At 65.4% G+C, this 17,085-nt stretch carries 16 protein-coding genes and 2 tRNA genes; 11 read left to right on the top strand and 7 right to left on the bottom strand.

Going from position 1 to position 17,085, the window contains the following annotated elements:
* The first annotated feature begins 84 nt into the window (after positions 1 to 84).
* Positions 85 to 594 (top strand): TlpA disulfide reductase family protein, encoded by a 510-nt coding sequence (locus tag C8J46_RS13180; protein WP_132739953.1) that lies wholly within the window; start codon positions 85 to 87, stop codon positions 592 to 594.
* Here the strand turns inward: C8J46_RS13180 and C8J46_RS13185 are convergent.
* The 3 genes from C8J46_RS13185 to gap all read right to left on the bottom strand — a co-directional run bounded on the left by C8J46_RS13185 (position 591) and on the right by gap (position 3,396).
* Complete coding sequence (locus C8J46_RS13185) at positions 591 to 1,781, bottom strand: phosphoglycerate kinase (protein WP_132739956.1); 1,191 nt, start codon at positions 1,779 to 1,781, stop codon at positions 591 to 593. The genes C8J46_RS13180 and C8J46_RS13185 overlap by 4 nt on opposite strands.
* The gene (locus tag C8J46_RS13190) at positions 1,778 to 2,188 is read right to left on the bottom strand and encodes an MOSC domain-containing protein (RefSeq protein WP_132740778.1); all 411 of its coding nucleotides are present in this window, start codon (positions 2,186 to 2,188) and stop codon (positions 1,778 to 1,780) included. The genes C8J46_RS13185 and C8J46_RS13190 overlap by 4 nt, the downstream gene beginning before the upstream one ends.
* A gap of 197 nt (positions 2,189 to 2,385) precedes the next feature.
* Positions 2,386 to 3,396 (bottom strand): type I glyceraldehyde-3-phosphate dehydrogenase, encoded by a 1,011-nt coding sequence (gene gap, locus C8J46_RS13195; RefSeq protein ID WP_056048489.1) that lies wholly within the window; start codon positions 3,394 to 3,396, stop codon positions 2,386 to 2,388.
* 144 nt (positions 3,397 to 3,540) lie between these two features.
* Between gap and C8J46_RS13200 the strand changes: the two genes are divergently transcribed.
* The 4 genes from C8J46_RS13200 (at position 3,541) to C8J46_RS13215 (ending at position 4,978) form a co-directional block, all read left to right on the top strand.
* The gene (locus C8J46_RS13200; RefSeq protein WP_181321090.1) at positions 3,541 to 3,735 is read left to right on the top strand and encodes a hypothetical protein; all 195 of its coding nucleotides are present in this window, start codon (positions 3,541 to 3,543) and stop codon (positions 3,733 to 3,735) included.
* The gene (locus tag C8J46_RS13205; RefSeq protein WP_056048487.1) at positions 3,735 to 4,043 is read left to right on the top strand and encodes a cell division protein ZapA; all 309 of its coding nucleotides are present in this window, start codon (positions 3,735 to 3,737) and stop codon (positions 4,041 to 4,043) included. The genes C8J46_RS13200 and C8J46_RS13205 overlap by 1 nt, the downstream gene beginning before the upstream one ends.
* 204 nt (positions 4,044 to 4,247) lie before the next feature.
* Entirely contained in the window at positions 4,248 to 4,781 is a 534-nt protein-coding gene (locus C8J46_RS13210) for a 5-formyltetrahydrofolate cyclo-ligase (protein WP_132739959.1), read from the top strand.
* Positions 4,778 to 4,978, top strand: a complete 201-nt coding sequence (locus C8J46_RS13215; protein WP_132739963.1) for a DUF2842 domain-containing protein — start codon at positions 4,778 to 4,780, stop codon at positions 4,976 to 4,978. Before C8J46_RS13210 ends, C8J46_RS13215 begins: the two co-directional genes overlap by 4 nt.
* Before the next feature lie 278 nt (positions 4,979 to 5,256).
* On the opposite strand, the gene C8J46_RS13220 is transcribed toward C8J46_RS13215, so the two are convergent.
* From C8J46_RS13220 to C8J46_RS13235, 4 genes are all read right to left on the bottom strand, one after another.
* Positions 5,257 to 5,333, bottom strand: a tRNA-Asp gene (locus C8J46_RS13220).
* Positions 5,334 to 5,431: 98 nt separating this feature from the next.
* Positions 5,432 to 5,508 (bottom strand) — tRNA-Asp (locus C8J46_RS13225).
* A 54-nt stretch (positions 5,509 to 5,562) separates the two neighbouring features.
* On the bottom strand, positions 5,563 to 6,711 hold the full coding sequence (locus C8J46_RS13230; protein WP_132740780.1) for an AI-2E family transporter: 1,149 nt from the start codon (positions 6,709 to 6,711) through the stop codon (positions 5,563 to 5,565).
* 358 nt (positions 6,712 to 7,069) lie between these two features.
* Complete coding sequence (locus C8J46_RS13235; RefSeq protein WP_132740783.1) at positions 7,070 to 8,776, bottom strand: class I adenylate-forming enzyme family protein; 1,707 nt, start codon at positions 8,774 to 8,776, stop codon at positions 7,070 to 7,072.
* Positions 8,777 to 8,969: 193 nt separating this feature from the next.
* Here C8J46_RS13235 and C8J46_RS13240 point away from each other — a divergent pair, with 193 nt between their 5' ends.
* The 6 genes from C8J46_RS13240 to C8J46_RS13265 all read left to right on the top strand — a co-directional run bounded on the left by C8J46_RS13240 (position 8,970) and on the right by C8J46_RS13265 (position 17,085).
* Entirely contained in the window at positions 8,970 to 10,190 is a 1,221-nt protein-coding gene (locus tag C8J46_RS13240) for a serine hydrolase domain-containing protein (RefSeq protein ID WP_132739966.1), read from the top strand.
* A gap of 106 nt (positions 10,191 to 10,296) precedes the next feature.
* On the top strand, positions 10,297 to 12,327 hold the full coding sequence (locus tag C8J46_RS13245) for a 3-hydroxyacyl-CoA dehydrogenase NAD-binding domain-containing protein (RefSeq protein ID WP_132739969.1): 2,031 nt from the start codon (positions 10,297 to 10,299) through the stop codon (positions 12,325 to 12,327).
* 37 nt (positions 12,328 to 12,364) lie between these two features.
* Positions 12,365 to 13,669 (top strand): amidase family protein, encoded by a 1,305-nt coding sequence (locus C8J46_RS13250; protein WP_132739972.1) that lies wholly within the window; start codon positions 12,365 to 12,367, stop codon positions 13,667 to 13,669.
* A gap of 4 nt (positions 13,670 to 13,673) precedes the next feature.
* Entirely contained in the window at positions 13,674 to 14,855 is a 1,182-nt protein-coding gene (locus tag C8J46_RS13255; protein ID WP_120300063.1) for an acyl-CoA dehydrogenase family protein, read from the top strand.
* Between the two features lie 141 nt (positions 14,856 to 14,996).
* On the top strand, positions 14,997 to 16,124 hold the full coding sequence (locus tag C8J46_RS13260; RefSeq protein WP_132739975.1) for an acyl-CoA dehydrogenase: 1,128 nt from the start codon (positions 14,997 to 14,999) through the stop codon (positions 16,122 to 16,124).
* A 73-nt stretch (positions 16,125 to 16,197) separates the two neighbouring features.
* Entirely contained in the window at positions 16,198 to 17,085 is an 888-nt protein-coding gene (locus tag C8J46_RS13265) for an acyl-CoA thioesterase II (RefSeq protein WP_132739978.1), read from the top strand.

Consider the following 17,085-nt stretch of genomic DNA (forward strand, 5'->3'; position numbering starts at 1 on the left):
GATCAATCCCCTGCCCGCTCGGTTTGCCGCGTGATTGACGGAAGGTCGTCGGACGCGGAAACTGTCCATAGGGGGACGAGGGCAATGACGATTTTGCGCGGGATCATGACGTGTGCGGCGCTGCTGGCGGCATCCGCGGCACCGGGACCAGCAACGGCAACGACCGCTGCGGTAAAGATCGGCGAGCGCTCACCCGACTTCGAACTGACGCTGATCGACGGCAGCAAGGTCCGCAGCGCCGACCTTCGCGGCCAAGTCGTAGTCCTGAATTTCTGGGCGACGTGGTGCGGGCCGTGCAAGGCGGAACTGCCGCTGCTCGATGCCTACTACCGGCTTCGCAAGAACAACGGCCTGCGGGTCTTCGCGGTGGCGACAGAGGATTCGCTGCCCGCGTACAAGCTCAAGCCGCTGTTCGCCGCGATGACGATCCCGTCCGCACGCCGGATCAAGGGCCCGTTTGCGGTTCTGGGCGCGCTGCCGACCAACTACATCATCGATCGCGCCGGTATCGTTCGCTATGCGAAAACCGGCGCGTTCGACCTGGACGCCTTGAACGGCCTGCTGGTCCCGATGCTTCGGGAGCCCGCATCCTAGCGGGTCAGCGCGGCGACGCCGGGAAGGTCCTTGCCTTCCATCCATTCGAGGAACGCGCCGCCAGCGGTCGAGACGAACGTGAAGGCGTCCGCGACGCCGGCATGGTTGAGCGCCGCGACCGTATCGCCGCCGCCTGCGACCGAGACGAGCGAGCCGCCTTCGGTGAGGGCCGCAGCGGTCTTGGCGAGCGCAACGGTCGCCTTGTCGAACGGCGGCGTCTCGAACGCGCCGAGCGGACCGTTCCAAACCAGCGTGCGGCAGTTCTTCAGCACGTCGCCAAGCGACTCGACCGCCGCAGGACCAACGTCGAGGATCATCTCGTCAGCCGCGACTTCGTGGACGTTGACAGTGCGGGTGGCGGGGTTCGGCTTGAACTCTTTAGCGACCACGACGTCATACGGCAGGTGAACCGTGCAGTTCGCCTTGTCCGCAGCTTCCATGATCTGTTCGCAAACGCTCGCAAGCTCATGCTCGCAAAGGCTTTTGCCTACATCGACACCGCGTGCCGCGAGGAAGGTATTCGCCATGCCGCCGCCGATGATCAGATGATCGACCTTGGTGACGAGATGCCGCAGCACGTCGAGCTTCGACGACACCTTCGCGCCGCCGACGACGGCCGCAACCGGGTGCTCGGGCGCGCCGAGCGCCTTCTGGAGCGCGTCGAGTTCGGCTTCCATCGCGCGGCCGGCAAAGGCGGGTAGGACGTGCGCGAGCCCCTCGGTCGAGGCGTGCGCGCGGTGCGCGGCGGAGAAGGCATCGTTGACATACAGGTCGCCAAGGCTCGCGAAACGCTTGACCACCGCTTCGTCGTTGGTCTCTTCACCACCGAAGAAGCGCGTGTTCTCAAGCACCGCGATGTCACCGGGCTCCAGCGTCGCGACGGCGTCATCCGCCCCTTCCCAGTCGATGTAGCGGACTTCGCGCCCGAGCACTTCACTGTACGGCTTAACGACCTGCGACAGCGAGAACTCCGGGCTCGGCACGCCCTTGGGACGACCGAAATGCGCGAGGACGAGGACGATCGCGCCCTTGTCGGCAAGCTCGCCTACGGTCGCGACGGTCGCGCGCAGGCGGGTGTCGTCGGTCACATGCCCCTCTGCCATCGGCACGTTGAGGTCTTCGCGGACGAGCACGCGCTTGCCCTGGATGTCGCCCATATCATCGAGCGTCTTGAATGGCTTGGTCATGGTTCTTCGATCCTGATCTCATCACCGACGGCAATTTTGCCGCCCATCAAAACTCGGGTACAGGCCCCGCCCCGCCAGTCGGGCGTCAGCGCGGCGAACAATCCTGGCGCCAAGGCCTCCATGCGTTCGCACGGATCGGTGTGGCGCGTCACCTCCAGCACGACGTCCGCGCCGATGCGCAGACGGGTGCCGGGTATCTGCGGTAGGTCGAAGCCGTCAACGAGCAGGTTCGCGCGGCGTTCATACCATGGGATATCCTGGCCCACCTCGGCCATCGCCGCGGCCCAGTCGCCGTGTTCCAGCAACGTGACCTGGCGCCGCCCCTTGCCGCCCGGCTTCACATAGCCGCGAAAGTCGCCGTGCAGTCCCGCCTCGATGGTGATCTCGACATGGTCGATGACCTCCATCGGGGCTTTCGCACGGGCGTGGCGGGCTATGCCGGCGATGGTGCCGATCAACGGCCCATCCCAATGTCCGTCACCCCAGCGAAAGCTGGGGTCTCCTCGTTGGCGGGTGTCTCGACCCGAATGGGGAGATCCCAGCTTTCGCTGGGATGACGGTTTTGGTCGGACCGGAAGTTGTAGGAACGCAGCGTCCGTCTACCTTAGATGAACTTCGCCATCGCGGTGGCGGTATCGACCATGCGGTTCGAGAAGCCCCACTCGTTATCGTACCAGCTGACGACGCGAACCAGCTTGCCGTCGATCACCGCGGTCTCCAGGCTGTCGATCGTCGACGACGCCGGGGTATGCTGGAGATCGATCGACACGAGCGGCTCGTCCGACCAGTCGAGCACGCCGACCAGCGGGCCGCTCTCGGAGGCCGCCTTCAGCACCGCATTCACCTCTTCACGCGTCGTATCGCGCGACGGGGTGAAGGTCAGGTCGATCAGCGACACGTCCGGCACCGGCACGCGGATCGCCGAACCGTCGAGCTTGCCCTTCAGCTCCGGCAGCACTTCGGCAACCGCACGCGCGGCACCGGTCGTCGTCGGGATCATCGACATCGCCGCAGCACGCGCGCGACGCAGGTCCGGGTGGATCTGGTCGAGGATCTTCTGGTCGTTGGTGTAGGCGTGGACGGTCGTCATCAGGCCGCGCTCGATGCCGATCGCATCGTTCAGGACCTTGGCGACGGGCGCGAGGCAGTTGGTGGTGCACGACGCATTCGAGACGATCGTGTGCTCGGCGGTCAGCTTGTCGTGGTTGACGCCGTAGACGACCGTCAGGTCGACGTTCTTGCCCGGTGCCGAGATCAGCACCTTCTTGGCGCCTGCATCGAGATGCTTCTGGCAGCTTGCCTTGTCGGTGAAGAAGCCGGTGCACTCGAGGACGATGTCGACGCCCAGCTCGGCGTGCGGCAGGTTGGCCGGGTCACGCTCGGCAGTGACGCGGATGCGCTTGCCGTCGACGACCAGCTCGTTGCCTTCGGCCGAAACTTCGCCCGGATACTTGCCGTGGACGCTGTCGCGCTTGAACAGCCAGGCGTTCGACTTCGCATCGCCGAGATCGTTGATCGCGACGAGTTCGAGTGCGCCGTTCGACTGTTCGAGTACCGCACGGGCGACGAGACGGCCGATGCGCCCGAAACCGTTGATCGCAACCTTGACCGTCATTGCTGTCTCTCCGCTACGCCCGCGAGTCCGTTCCGGGCGCGCAGCCTTTGCGGGGCGGTGGGGCGCCCTGTCAACACCGTGGATGGTGTTGGGTTTCGCCTAAACCGACTTGTCGCACCCCCCGTCCATGCTATCTCGCATGGCATGTCAGAAACACTTCCCGACGGACCAACTGCCGTCGAACGGATCGACGCCGCGATCGCACGGATCGAATCCGCCATTGCAGCCCGCACCGAAGCCGGCGACGCGCTCGCCAAGCGCCACGCCGCCCTCAAGGCGCGGATGGCCGAAGCCGTCGCCGCGCTCGACGATGTCATCACGCGCGGGAGCCCCAACTGATGGCCCAGGTCATGCTCGATATCGGCGGTCGTCCCCACGCCGTAGCCTGCCGCGATGGCGAAGAATCCCGCGTCCGCTTGTTGGGCGCGATGGTCGCGGAACGCTGGGCGACCGCGGACCGCGCGGCCGGCGGTCTCAGCGCGGAGCGCGCGATGCTGTTCGTCGCGCTGATGCTCGCCGACGACCTCGACGAAGCCGCGCATCGCCCACCCGAAGGCTCGGCGGTCAGCGAGATCGCACTCACGCGGATCGCAGATCGTCTTGAAGGCCTCGCACAAGCCCTTGAGCTTAGCCCGCCCAACGCCTAGATTGGCTGTGGCGGGTTCTGCCCGGTACGAGCCTTTATTATCCCTGAGGCTATTCATCATCCATAGGGGGCTGTCCCTGTTAGGATCCTGGTCCGAAGCATATGGTCCCCACCTGACGTACCGTGCGTCAGTGGATAACCCGGCACACGGCCATGGTGGGCCCGCCACACCACCATTTTCTCCCTATTTCAGGGTCGCAAGCGCATGACCGACAAGAGCGCGCTGAGAGCCTCGCTCCGCGCCGCGCGGGAAGCGCGCCCGCCTGTGGATATTCCGGTGCCATCGGCGTTTTTGACCCGGCTGAAGCCCGGATTGACGGTTGCTTCCTATGTCCCGTTCGGCGGCGAGGCCGATCCCTCGCCCTTCGCGCGCGCTGCCGTCGATGCGGGATGTGTGATCGCCCTACCCCATGTCGTCCGCCGCTCGTTGCCGATGCGCTTCCTGTCCTGGGCGACCGAGGCGGCGCTGATCGCCGGACCGTTCGGACTGCACCAGCCTGCCGCCGACGCTGCAGAACTCGAACCCGACATCATCCTGACGCCGCTCGTCGGCTTCGATCGCCGCGGCAACCGGATCGGCCAGGGCGCCGGCTATTACGACCGCGCCTTCCTCGCGCACCCGAACGCGTGGCGTGTCGGCATTGCGCTATCGGTGCAGCAGGTCGATAGCCTGACCCCAGACCCGTGGGACGTCCCGCTCCACGCCATCGCCACCGAATCAGACTGGATCACGCCATGACGCCAACCTGGCGCAAACCCGTCGGCATGCTCGGCATCTTGCTACTGATCTTGGTGTGGTGCGTAGCCATCGTCAGCCTCTCGAACATCGTCGGCAGCTGGCACTGGCTGGCGCAATTGGTGTTCTACCTGTTCACCGGCTTGATCTGGATCGCACCGTTGAAGCCAGTCCTGCGCTGGATGGAGCTGGGGCGGTAACCCAGCCCCGCCTGCCGGCTCCCTGCGCCGATGCGCTCCGCTGCCCCCCTGGCCCCCACCGTTCGTCCTGAGTAGCCATCGAGTAGCCGCGCAGCGGCGTATCGAAGGACAGGTGGGGCGCGGAACCCATGCTTCGATACGAGCCCTCGGTACGCTTCTTCGAAGCTACTCGGTCTCTACTCAGCACGAACGGTGTATGAGGAGATGGTCCTGACCAAGCGGCAGGACGGAATGCCCGCAGCATCCATAACTTTGAAGGGTCTCGGCCACCCATAGGGTGGCGCGAGTGACGGGACTCGAACCCGCGACCTCCGGCGTGACAGGCCGGCGCTCTAACCAACTGAGCTACACCCGCATTCCCAATGACGAACCCTAGCGTCCCAAGAGACACGCGGGAAGGCTCGTCAAAACCTCAACACGATCTCGAACCATCTACCCGGTCAGGGCAAACGATGGCGCGAGTGACGGGACTCGAACCCGCGACCTCCGGCGTGACAGGCCGGCGCTCTAACCAACTGAGCTACACCCGCTGAAACAGCGTGGAGGCGGCAACTAGGCGAGGGTTCGGATACCGTCAACCCAAATTATCCGCCAGTTTCACGTTGTGCCTCGGGTGCGTCGCCACGCCGATGGTTTCGCCCGGTCTTGGGCTGTACCAGCGTCCCGTGCTCGAACAGGAAACCGGCGATGTCGGGCTTGCCGGCGGCCTTCACGATCGTCTGGATGATGATGAGCAGCGGCACCGCGAGCAACGCGCCCGACGTGCCCCACACCCATCCCCAGAAGCTCAGCGAGATCAGGATCAGCAACGGGCTGATCGTCAGCCGGTGCCCGACGACGAACGGCGTGATCGCGTTCGCCTCGACCAGGTGCAGCCCGTACATCAGCGCCGGCGGCAGCATCGCCATCCAGATGTCGGAGAACGTCATCAGCCCGCCCAGCGCGAGCAGGAACGCCCCGATCACCGGCCCGAAATACGGGATGTAATTGAGCAACGCGACGATCCCGCCCCACATCGCCGGATACGGCATGCCGATGAACCACAACGCGGTCCCGGTAACGATCCCGAGCACGATGTTGATGAGGGTAATCGTGCCGAGATACGCGGACACGTCGTCGACGATATCCTGGATTACCCGAGCGGTCGCCATCGCCCCGTCGAAGCTGGTCCGCCCCGTGATCGTCTGCCGCCGCATCCGCGTCCATCCCGAGAGGAAGAAGAACACGATCAGGACACCGAACAGGAATTGCACGATAACCGCCGGCGCCGAGGTCGCGGCGAGTTCGAGGATCGAGCCCGGCGCGGCCACCCCCGCGGTCGCCGGCTGCTTTATCGGCGTGGACGCGACCTGCCGGAGCGTCTTGTTCACGTATTTCTCGAGGCTCGAATAGAGGTCGAGCAACGGTGCGAGGTTGCTCTGAATCCGGTCCAACCGTGTCGGCAGCAGGCGGAAGAAGTCGGTCGCGGGCACGAGGATCGCTGCGATCGCAATGTTCGCGGCGATCAGGAACACCAGGATGCACAGGATCGCGGCCAGCGGCGACGGTACGTGACGCCGCTCGAGCCATTCCAGCACCGGCACGAGCGCGACCGAGATCACGAGCGCGATGGTCAGAGGCAGGAAGAACTCCGCCCCCGATTTCAGCGCGAACGGGGTGGCTAGGATCAGCCCGACGCCGGCAGTCAGCGTCAACGCCGCCAGCAACCGATCGCGACGCTGGGCGATCCGCATCGCATCCTCGACCCCGACCGCGATCGGCAGCCCGAACGCGCTCTCCGCCGGCGGACCTTCTGCGACGATGTCGTCCCCGCCCCCCGGCTGGTGCGTTTCCTGGCGAAGACCCTCGTCCGTCATGGCAATTCCTTTGCCACTCCCATCCCGTAATCCTGGCCGGCATTCAAGCGGCGCGCGGTGCCAGCGCGATGGAATTCCTCGAAAAGGCCGCGTTATGTCCGATCATGTCTTGATCCCAAGCCCCCCGCTCTTCGTCCTCCTGACAAAAGTCAGACCCAGAGCCAAAAGCGCGGCCCTCCGTTACCCTGAATCCTTACTTTCGTCCGGATGGCGGAGCAGTATCAGGTACGGTCTCCTACGCCGACACCCCCACCCGGTCCTCGAACAGCGCCTGCAGGTCCTTCTTCAGGATCTTACCGTTCGCGTTCCGCGGCAGAGTCTCGTGGACGAAGCGCACCGCGACCGGGGTCTTGAATGCCGCCAGATGTTGCCGCACCCAGCCCTGCAACTCGGCCTCGGTGGTCACCGCCCCCGGCGCGAGGTGCACCACCGCAGCGGGCTCCTCGCCGAGGATCCGGTGCGGAATGCCGATCAGCGCCGCGTCGGTCACTGCGGGGTGCGCGTAGAGGACGTTCTCGACCTCGCTGGAGTAGATGTTCTCGCCGCCGCGGATAATCATGTCCTTGGCGCGGTCGACGATGTAGCAGAAGCCTTCGTCGCCCAGGCGGGCAAGATCGCCTGTCCGCACCCAACCGTCGACGAACGTCGAGGCGGTCGCGTCGGGCTTGTTCCAGTATCCCTTCACGATCATCGGGCCACGTGCCCAGAGTTCGCCGACCTCGCCCGGAGGCATCTCGGTCACGCCGTCATCCGCCATAATCTTCAGGTCGGCTGCCGCGACCGGCGGCCCCGCGCTGGTCGGGCGGTTGAGGTAATCCTCGCCGCCGTGATGCGTGACGGTCGCCATCGTCTCGGTCATGCCCCAGCCATTGCCGGGCATCGCGCCGAACTCGGCGTAGATGCGCTTCACCAGTTCTGGTGCAGCGGGCGCGCCGCCATAGGCGATCGATTCGAGCGACGAGAGGTCGTATTTCCCACGATCGGGATGTTCCAGAAGCTGCCACGCGATGGTCGGCACGCCGCCGGTGATGTTGACCTTCTCGCGCTCGATGATCTCCATCGCGCGGATGGTGTCCCATTTCCGCATGAAGATCATCGTGCTGCCGGTCGCGATCACCCCCATCATCCCCGCCGAGCAGGCGGTAACGTGGAACAGTGGAATCACGGTCAAGGTCACGCGCGGCGTCGGCTCCGGCGGTGCCTCGCCGCGCCGCAGGAACGAGCGGGCGGAGGAATAGCCGCCGGACATGATGTTCGACATCATGTTGCGATGCGTGCCGAGTGCTCCCTTGGGTGCGCCGGTGGTACCGCTGGTGTAGAAGATCGTTGCATCGTCGTCGGGCGCGATAGTTGCTTCGGGGAGGCCTACATCGTGCAGCGCAGCCCAGTCGTGCGGGGTGCCGATCACGTCCTCCAGCCGCGTTACGATCCCCGTCAGCGGTTCTGCGGCGCGCGCGACGAACACGTGCTCCAACGCCGGTAGCGTCGCGTAGGCCGCCTCCAGCCGGTGATGACGCTCGTCGTCGGTGATCAGCACGCGCGCCCCCGAATCGGCTAGGCCGTACTCCATCTCCGCGCCGGTCCACCACGCATTGAGCGGCACGATGATCGCGCCGATGCTCGCACCCGCAAAGAACGCAACCGGCCATTCGGGCAGGTTGCGCATCGCCAGCGCGACGCGGTCGCCGGGACCGATCCCCATTTCGCGCAACCGATGCGCCAGCACCGCAATCGCGCGGAAGTTCGCCTCGTAGGTGACGCGCTCGTCCTCATACGCCGTAAACACCTGCTCGCCATGCGCGCGCGCCGCCTCGGCCAGCCAGCGCAACGACGGCGGCGCATTCTTCCAGATGCGCGTCGCGATGCCGTCGATCGTGATCGTCTCCATCTCGAACTTCGCGCCGGGCGCGGTCAGCATTCGCTCGGCATCGGCGAGCGACATCGCCGGCCAGGAGGGATCGAGTGCGATGATCGGTTCGCTTGCCAAGACCGGTTGACTCCAGAGTTGAATTTCGGGTTTGGCTTATCGCCTGTTCGAAGACAGGTTATAGTTGATTCCTGCCGCACTCAAGGCAATAGAGGCGACAAGTTCGAACTAGGGGTATGGAGCGGGTCATGGTGGGAACGATCGAAACATGAAAATCGCCAAGCCCGCGGCGCATGGCTTCGACGCGAGCCGGTTGGCGGCGATCGATACGCTGCTTCAGACGCGCTACATCGATTCGGGCAAGCTGCCGAACGCGCAACTGCTGATCGCGCGCGACGGCGAGATCGTGCACTTTTCGAACGCCGGCGCGGCGCGTGAGGGCGGCAAGGCGATCGACGAAGGATCGCTGTTCCGGATCGCGTCGATGACCAAGCCGATTACCTCGGTCGTGTTCATGATGCTGGTCGAGCAAGGCCTCGTCGCGGTCGATACGCCGGTCCATCACGTGCTGCCCGAGTTCAAGGATATTGCGGTGTATAATGGCGGCGGTGGCGGCGTTCCGTTCGTGACCAAGCCGACCGCCGAGCCTATGCGGATGGTCGACCTGCTGCGGCACACGTCAGGGCTGACCTATAGCTTCCAGAACCGTTCGAACGTCGACGCCGCCTATCGCGAGGGCAAGATCGAGAGCTGGCACGGTGGCCATGACCTTGACGGGTTCATCGGCGCACTGGCCAAGATTCCGCTCGAATTCTCGCCCGGCACCGCGTGGAATTATTCGGTCGCGACCGATGTGCTCGGCGCTGTCGTCCAGCGCGTATCCGGCCTACCGCTCGATCAGTTCTTCAAGGAGCGCATCTTCGCGCCGCTGAAGATGAAAGACACCTTCTTCCAGGTCCCCAAGGGCAGGCTCGACCGTCTGACCGACTGCTATACGCTGCTGCCCGGCAAGGGCCGCGTGATGTACGATCGCGGCGCCGAGAGCGCCTGGAGCCGTGCGCCGAAGCTTATGTCCGGCGGCGGTGGGCTCGTCTCGACCGCGCTCGATTATCACCGGTTCAATACGATGCTGCTGAACGGTGGCGAACTCGATGGTGCGCGGATCCTGGGGCGAAAGACGCTCGACCTGATGACGCAGAACCACCTGCCCGGAAAATCCGATCTCGCGACGATGTCGAAGTCGCTGTTCAGCGAGGCGTCGAACGCGGGCACCGGCTTCGGGCTTGGGTTCGCTATCACCGACGACGTCGCGAAGACGATGGTGCCGGGGTCGAAGGGCGAATTCTACTGGGGCGGGATGTTCTCGACCGCGTTCTTCGTCGACCCGGTCGAACGCGTGTCGATGGTGTTCATGACGCAGCTTTCGCCGAGCAGTGTCTATCCCATCCGCCGCGAACTGAAGACGATGATCTACGCCGCGATGACCTGATCCACGCATACAAACTTACCCCGTCACCCCAGCGAACGCTGGGGTCTCCCGATTACGAGGAGATATCAGCTTCTGCTGGCATGACGTTCAAATCACAGGAGACTCTATGACTTCGCCGATCCGCACCGAACGCCATGACGACGTCCTCGTCATCATCTCGAACAACCCGCCCGTCAACGCACTCGGCGCCGCGGTCCGGCAGGGTCTCGAAGCGGCGATCAAGGAAGGCGTGAAGGACGACAGCATCACCGCGATGGTGATCCGCTGCGACGGCCGTACGTTCTTCGCGGGCGCGGACATCACCGAGTTCGGCAAGGAAATGGTCGAACCCGGCCTGCCCACCGTCGTCGACATGATCGAAGCGTCGTCGAAGCTCGTCGTTGCGGCGATCCACGGCACCGCGCTCGGCGGCGGCTGCGAAGTCACGCTCGGCTGCCATTACCGCGTCGCCGTCCCCTCGGCGAAGATCGGCACGCCCGAAGTGAAGCTCGGCCTGCTCCCCGGCGCGGGTGGTACGCAGCGAATCCCGCGCATCGCCGGCGTGAAGCTCGCGCTCGAGATGACCGCGAAGGGCGATCCGATCTCGGCAAAGAAGGCGCTCGACGCCGGCCTGATCGACAAGATCGTCGGCGAGGATTCACTCGAAGCCGATGCGGTCGCCTTCGCACGCGAAGTAGCGAGCAAGCGCCCCCTGCCCCGTGCGTCCGAGAAGACCGCGCAGGCTGATCCCGACGCCGTCGCTGCGTTCAAGAAGGAGAATGCACGCCGTTTCCGTAACTTCGACGCGCCGGCCGCTAATATCGCCTGCGTCGAGAAGGCCGCCGACGGCTCCAGCTTCGAGGAGGGCATCGCCTTCGAGCGCCAGGAATTCATGAAGCTGATGACCGGCGTGCAGTCGGCCGCCCAGCGCCACATCTTCTTCGCCGAGCGCCAGGCCGCCAAGATCGACGACGTCCCCGCCGATACCAAGCTCCGCGAAATCAAGCGCGTCGGCGTGATCGGCGCGGGCACGATGGGCGGCGGCATCTCGATGAACTTCCTGTCGGCGGGCATCCCCGTCACGATCGTCGAGATGCAGCAGGATGCGCTCGATCGCGGCACCGGCGTCGTGCGGAAGAATTACGAGGCGACCGCCGGCAAGGGCCGGATCAAGCCCGAGCAGGTCGAGCAGGCGATGGGCGCGCTGAAGCCGACGCTCGACTTCGCCGATCTCGCCGAGTGCGACCTGATCATCGAGGCGGTGTACGAGACAATGGAGGTGAAGAAGGAGATCTTCACCAAGCTCGACGCGATTGCCAAGCCGGGCGCGATCCTGGCGTCGAACACCTCGTACCTGAATATCGACGAGATCGCGGCGTGCACCAATCGGCCCGAGGACGTGGTCGGCATGCACTTCTTCTCGCCCGCAAACGTGATGAAATTGCTGGAAGTCGTGCGCGGCGACAAGACCGCGGACGACGTGCTGGCGACGGTCATGGCGCTGGCGAAGAAGATCAAGAAGGTCGCGGTCGTCGCCGGCGTCACCTACGGGTTCATCGGCAACCGCATGCTGATGCCCCGGCAGGTCGAGGCGACCAAGCTGCTGCTGGAAGGCGCGAGCCCGGAGCAGATCGACAAGGTCCATGTCGCGTTCGGGATGCCGATGGGGCCGTTCCAGATGAGCGATCTCGCGGGCGTCGACATCGGCTGGCATCGCGATCCGAGCCGGATCGAGAACATCCGCGATGCGCTGGCGGCGGAGAATCGCTGGGGCCAGAAGACCAAGGCCGGCTTCTACGATTACGACGAGAAGCGGACGCCGTCGAACTCCGCGCGGGTCACCGAGATCATCGACGATTTCCGCAAGAAGTCGGGCGTGACGCCGCGCGAGATCAGCGACGAGGAGATCGTCGTGCGGACGCTCTACACGATGGTCAACGAAGGCGCGCTGATCCTCGAAGAGGGTAAGGCACAGCGCGCGTCCGACGTCGATGTGGTCTGGATCTATGGCTATGGCTGGCCGGTGTACCGCGGCGGACCGATGTTCTGGGCACAGTCCGAGGGGTTGCCGAAGGTCGTTGCGGGACTTGAGAAATATGGGTTCCCGGTGGCGAAGTCGCTGAAGGATGCCGCGGCATCGGGCGGTCGACTGAAGTGATCGGTCGTGGTCTTTTCTTGCCGGTAGTCGATCACTGATGGAGCGGTCTGCGCTCCAGACGGCGGCGGCGATCCGTGCGGGCGAGACGACCGCGCTCGCCGAGTGCGACGCGGCTATCGCGCGGATCGAGGCGCGCGATGGTGCGATCAACGCCGTCATGGTCCGGGATTTTGCGCGGGCGCGTGAGGCCGCACGGGCGCTCGATGCCGAGGGTCCGGATGATCGCCCGCTGTTCGGCGTGCCGATGACGGTGAAGGAGTCGTTCGACGTTGCCGGCCTGCCGACCAGCTGGGGTGTTGCCATCCACCGCGACAACATCGTCGGCCGGGATGCGGTCGCCATCGCGCGGCTGAAGGCGGCGGGCGCTGTGATCCTCGGCAAGACCAACGTACCGGTGCGGCTGAGCGACTGGCAGGCGGATAACCCGATCCATGGCCGGACGAATCATCCCATCGATCCGACGCTGACACCCGGCGGATCGTCGGGTGGTGCCGCAGCGGCGCTCGCGTCGGGGATGGTACCGCTCGAACTCGGCTCCGATATCGGCGGCTCGATCCGTGTGCCGGCCGCGTTCTGTGGCGTCTGGGGGCACAAGCTGACCTATGGCGCCTTGTCCGACATCGGCCACCGCGTGCCCGGCACCGATGGGGCGAGCGCGGCTCTCGGCGTGATCGGACCGCTCGCGCGCAATCCGGAGGATCTGGCCGTTGCGCTCGACGTCCTAGCCGATCTTCCACTGCCTCGCCCGCGCGTCGATCTTGGCCGACCGCGCATCCTGCTGCTGACCGCACATCCCGCGGCGCGCGTCGATGCGTCGATCGTGTCGGCGATCGAGCATGTCGGTGAGGCGCTGGGCTTCTCTGGCGCAACCGTTTCGCATGCCGAGCCACCGATCGACCTCGCCGCGCAGCATGCCGACTATATGCGGATGCTCGGTATCGCGATGACCCGCGGCGGCCCGGCGCGCGACGGCAAGGTCGCGACGCTGTCGCACTGGTTCGACCTGCTCGATTCCCAGGCGCGGTTGCAACGCGCCTGGGGTGCACTGTTCGAAGAGTTCGACGCGGTGATCGCGCCCGCCAGCGGCGTGAACGCCTTCCCGCACATCGCCGAGCGCAATGTCGCGCGGCGCACGCTGTCGATAGACGGCGAGGATACCCCGTTCGGCGTCCAGTTCGCCTGGGCCGGTCTCGCCACCTTCCCCAATCTGCCCGCGACCAGCGTGCCCGTCGGGATCGACCCGCGCGGCCTGCCGATCGGCGTGCAGGTCATCACCAACCGTTACCGCGACCACGACGCGATCGCCGTCGCCGCGTTGTGCAATCGACTAAGCAGGAGCTGATCCGATGTCCGACCTCGATACTTTCCGGTCCGAAACGCGTGCGTGGCTCGCGGAGAATTGCCCGCCCGAGATGCGCAAGCCGGTGCGCTCGGAGGACGACGTCTGCTGGGGCGGGCGCCAGTTCAAGCCGTCGAGCCCTGCGCAGAAGGAGTGGCTCGACAAGATGGCCGCCAAGGGCTGGACCGTGCCGGACTGGCCCAAGGCCTATGGCGGCGGTGGGTTGTCGCCTGCGGAGACGAAGATCCTGCGCGAAGAGATGGCAGCAATAAAGGCGCGTAACCCGCTCAATTCGTTCGGGATCTCTATGCTCGGGCCGGCATTGCTCAAATACGGGACCGAGGAGCAGAAGCTCGATCACCTGACCAAGATCGCGCGCGGCGAAATCCGCTGGTGCCAGGGGTATTCGGAGCCGAATGCAGGCTCCGACCTTGCCGGACTTGCCACCTCGGCGGAGGACAAGGGCGACCATTATCTCGTCAACGGGCAAAAGGTGTGGACGTCCTATGCCGACAAGGCGGACTGGATCTTCTGCCTCGTCCGCACGGACAAGACGTCGAAGCAGGGCGGGATCAGCTTCGTGCTGTTCGACATGGCCTCGCCGGGCGTGTCGACCAAGCCGATCCTGCTGATCAGCGGTAATTCGCCGTTCTGCGAGACGTTCTTCGACAATGTCGAGGTGCCCAAGGTCAACCGCGTCTACGAGGAGAACAAGGGCTGGGACGTCGCGAAATACCTGCTCGGGCATGAGCGCGAGATGATCTCGGGGATGGGACTGGCGTCAAGCGGCGGCAATCCGTTGATCGATGGGGCGATCGCGACTGTCGGGCTTGGGCATGACGGGCGGCTGGCCGATCCGCTGCTGCGCGCGTCGATCGCGTTGTTCGAGGTGCGCGCGAAGGCGTTTGGGGCGATGTCCGAGCGGTTCATCGACGAGTTGAAGGCGGGCAAGGCGCACCCGGCGCAGCCTAGCATGATGAAATATTACGGCACCGAGTTGAACAAGGGCCGATACGAATTGATGATGGCGGCGGGCGGCTCGGACGCGCTCGAATGGGACAGCGATCGGTCGCGTGGCGGGGCGATCCCGCGGTCGTGGCTGCGCACCAAGGCGAACTCGATCGAGGGTGGGACAAGCGAGATCCAGCTCAACATCATCGCCAAACGGATCCTGGAACTGCCGGCCTGACCGAGCCGATCGCCACCCGCCCCCACCACGTCACCCCAGCGAAAGCTGGGGTCTCCCCGTAATGAAGCGCCCCCTTGCAGCACGATACCCCAGCGTTCGCTGGGGTGACGGATTGCCTCCGGGGCGACGGAGTAACCCGAAATGCCATTGTACTTAGACGACGACCAGACCGTCCTTCAGGACACGATCCGCGATTTCGTCGCAGAGCACGCGCCGGTCAGCCACATGCGCGCGCTGCGCGATGCCGAAGACAAGACCGGCTTCTCGCGCCACCTTTGGAAGCAGTTCGCGGAGATGGGCTTTACCGGAATCCTGATCGGCGAGGACCAGGGCGGGCTCGGGCTCGGGCATGTCGAGGCGGGCGTGGTGCTGGAGGAAATCGGGCGCAACCTGTCCCCCTCCCCGTTCCTCTCCACTGCGGTTGCAGCGGTCGAGGCGCTCAAGGGCACAGCGCAGGCCGAACGCTGGTTCCCCGGCATCATCGCCGGCGAGACCGTCGCCGCGCTCGCGATAGACGAGGGCGCCAAACACCGCGACACGGTGGCGATGACCGCCGAACGCTCGGGCAACGGCTTCAAGCTGACCGGCGCCAAGCGGTTCGTCACGCACGGCCACACCGCCGACCTGATCATCGTCGCCGCGCGAACTGGCGGGTCGGATAACGACACGGACGGTATCACGCTCTTTGCGGTGCCGAAGGATGCCGCAGGGCTGACAGCAAACGCCGAACGTCTCGCGGATTCGAGCTTGGCCGCGCGGTTGGAGTTCGAGGGCGTCGAGGTCGATGCGGATGCGGTAATCGGCGAGGTCGACGCAGGCCGAACCCCGCTCGATCGCCTTTTGCGCGCGGGGCGGACCGGGGCGTCCGCGGAGCTGCTCGGCGTCGGCGGCGGGGCGATGGACATGACGATCGGCTACATGAAGGAGCGCAAGCAGTTCGGGACGCTGATCGGCAGTTTCCAGGCGCTCCAGCACCGTGCCGCGCATCTGTATTCGGAGATGGAGGTCGCGCGTGCCGCCGTTCTCAAGGCGCAGCAGTTGTTGGATCAGGGCAGCGATCGGGCGGACGAGGCGGTGTCGGTGGCGAAGGCGATGACGGCGCTGGCGACGACGCTGAGCGTCCAGGAGGGCGTGCAGATGCATGGCGGCATCGGCATGACTGACGAATATGACATCGGCTTCTACATGAAGCGCGCGCGGGTGCTGGCGGAGATGTTCGGCGATGCGAACTTCCATGCTGATCGGTTGGCGGTAGCGGCGGGGTATTGACCCAAACCTGTCCCCCCGCGAAGGCGGGGGCCCAGACTGGGCTCCCGCCTTCGCGGGAGAACAAGGAAGTTAGATGACCGCGGAAACTGCCGATACGTCGCCCGAAGCACTCGCGCTGGGTCTCGTCGACCTGCTCGAAATCGAGGAAGTCGACACCGACCTTTATGTCGGCAAGCGCCAGCCGGGCGGGGTCGGTCGCGTATTCGGGGGGCAGGTCATCGCGCAAGCGTTGCAGGCCGCGCAACGCTCGACCGAAAGCCCCAAGGCCGCACATTCCCTCCACGCCTATTTCATGCGCCCCGGCAACGAAGACTATCCGATCGTCTACCGCGTCGTCCGCGACTTCGAGGGGCGGAGCTTCGCTACCCGGCGCGTGATCGCGATGCAGAAGGGGCAGCCGATCCTCAACATGGCGGCGTCGTTTCAGATGCCCGAGGAAGGCCTGCACCATCAGGACGCGATGCCCGACGTGCCCGCGCCCGAAACGCTCCGCTCCGACCGCGACCTGCGGCTCGAGAACATCGACGGCATTCCCGAGAAGTTCCGCGCGCACATGCTGCGGTGGCGGCCGATCGAGGTGCGTCCGGTCAACCCGCGCAGCTGGATCGATCCCGCCCCGCAGGCGCCGAACTATGCCAACTGGTTCCGTCTCGTCGCGCCGATTGGCGACGACCCGGCGATGCACCGCGCCATCCTTGCCTATGCGTCGGACATGGCGCTGCTCGGCACCGCGCTGCTGCCGCATGGGAAGAACTGGATCACGCCGGGGCTGCAGACCGCCAGCCTCGACCATTCGCTCTGGCTGCACGAGAATTTTCGCGCCGACGACTGGCTGCTCTACGCCTGCGACAGCCCCTGGTCGGGCCACGCGCGCGGCTTCAACCGTGGCAAGATCTTCGCACGCGACGGCCGCCTCGTGGCGAGCGTCGCGCAGGAAGGGCTGATCCGGATGCGCCAGTAA

The organism is Sphingomonas sp. PP-F2F-A104-K0414, from assembly GCF_004340945.1.
Taxonomy (GTDB): domain Bacteria; phylum Pseudomonadota; class Alphaproteobacteria; order Sphingomonadales; family Sphingomonadaceae; genus Sphingomonas.

What these genes read in the sequence shown, in the direction of transcription:
- C8J46_RS13245 (WP_132739969.1), top strand. Translation starts at nt 10,297, where the DNA reads ATGACTTCGCCGATCCGCACCGAACGCCATGACGACGTCCTCGTCATC.
- C8J46_RS13235 (WP_132740783.1), bottom strand. Translation starts at nt 8,776, where the DNA reads ATGTCGCTCGCCGATGCCGAGCGAATGCTGACCGCGCCCGGCGCGAAG.
- C8J46_RS13255 (WP_120300063.1), top strand. Translation starts at nt 13,674, where the DNA reads ATGTCCGACCTCGATACTTTCCGGTCCGAAACGCGTGCGTGGCTCGCG.
- C8J46_RS13185 (WP_132739956.1), bottom strand. Translation starts at nt 1,781, where the DNA reads ATGACCAAGCCATTCAAGACGCTCGATGATATGGGCGACATCCAGGGC.
- C8J46_RS13250 (WP_132739972.1), top strand. Translation starts at nt 12,365, where the DNA reads ATGGAGCGGTCTGCGCTCCAGACGGCGGCGGCGATCCGTGCGGGCGAG.
- C8J46_RS13210 (WP_132739959.1), top strand. Translation starts at nt 4,248, where the DNA reads ATGACCGACAAGAGCGCGCTGAGAGCCTCGCTCCGCGCCGCGCGGGAA.
- C8J46_RS13180 (WP_132739953.1), top strand. Translation starts at nt 85, where the DNA reads ATGACGATTTTGCGCGGGATCATGACGTGTGCGGCGCTGCTGGCGGCA.
- C8J46_RS13260 (WP_132739975.1), top strand. Translation starts at nt 14,997, where the DNA reads ATGCCATTGTACTTAGACGACGACCAGACCGTCCTTCAGGACACGATC.
- gap (WP_056048489.1), bottom strand. Translation starts at nt 3,396, where the DNA reads ATGACGGTCAAGGTTGCGATCAACGGTTTCGGGCGCATCGGCCGTCTC.
- C8J46_RS13200 (WP_181321090.1), top strand. Translation starts at nt 3,541, where the DNA reads ATGTCAGAAACACTTCCCGACGGACCAACTGCCGTCGAACGGATCGAC.
- C8J46_RS13205 (WP_056048487.1), top strand. Translation starts at nt 3,735, where the DNA reads ATGGCCCAGGTCATGCTCGATATCGGCGGTCGTCCCCACGCCGTAGCC.
- C8J46_RS13230 (WP_132740780.1), bottom strand. Translation starts at nt 6,711, where the DNA reads ATGCGGATCGCCCAGCGTCGCGATCGGTTGCTGGCGGCGTTGACGCTG.
- C8J46_RS13190 (WP_132740778.1), bottom strand. Translation starts at nt 2,188, where the DNA reads ATGGAGGTCATCGACCATGTCGAGATCACCATCGAGGCGGGACTGCAC.
- C8J46_RS13215 (WP_132739963.1), top strand. Translation starts at nt 4,778, where the DNA reads ATGACGCCAACCTGGCGCAAACCCGTCGGCATGCTCGGCATCTTGCTA.
- C8J46_RS13265 (WP_132739978.1), top strand. Translation starts at nt 16,198, where the DNA reads ATGACCGCGGAAACTGCCGATACGTCGCCCGAAGCACTCGCGCTGGGT.
- C8J46_RS13240 (WP_132739966.1), top strand. Translation starts at nt 8,970, where the DNA reads ATGAAAATCGCCAAGCCCGCGGCGCATGGCTTCGACGCGAGCCGGTTG.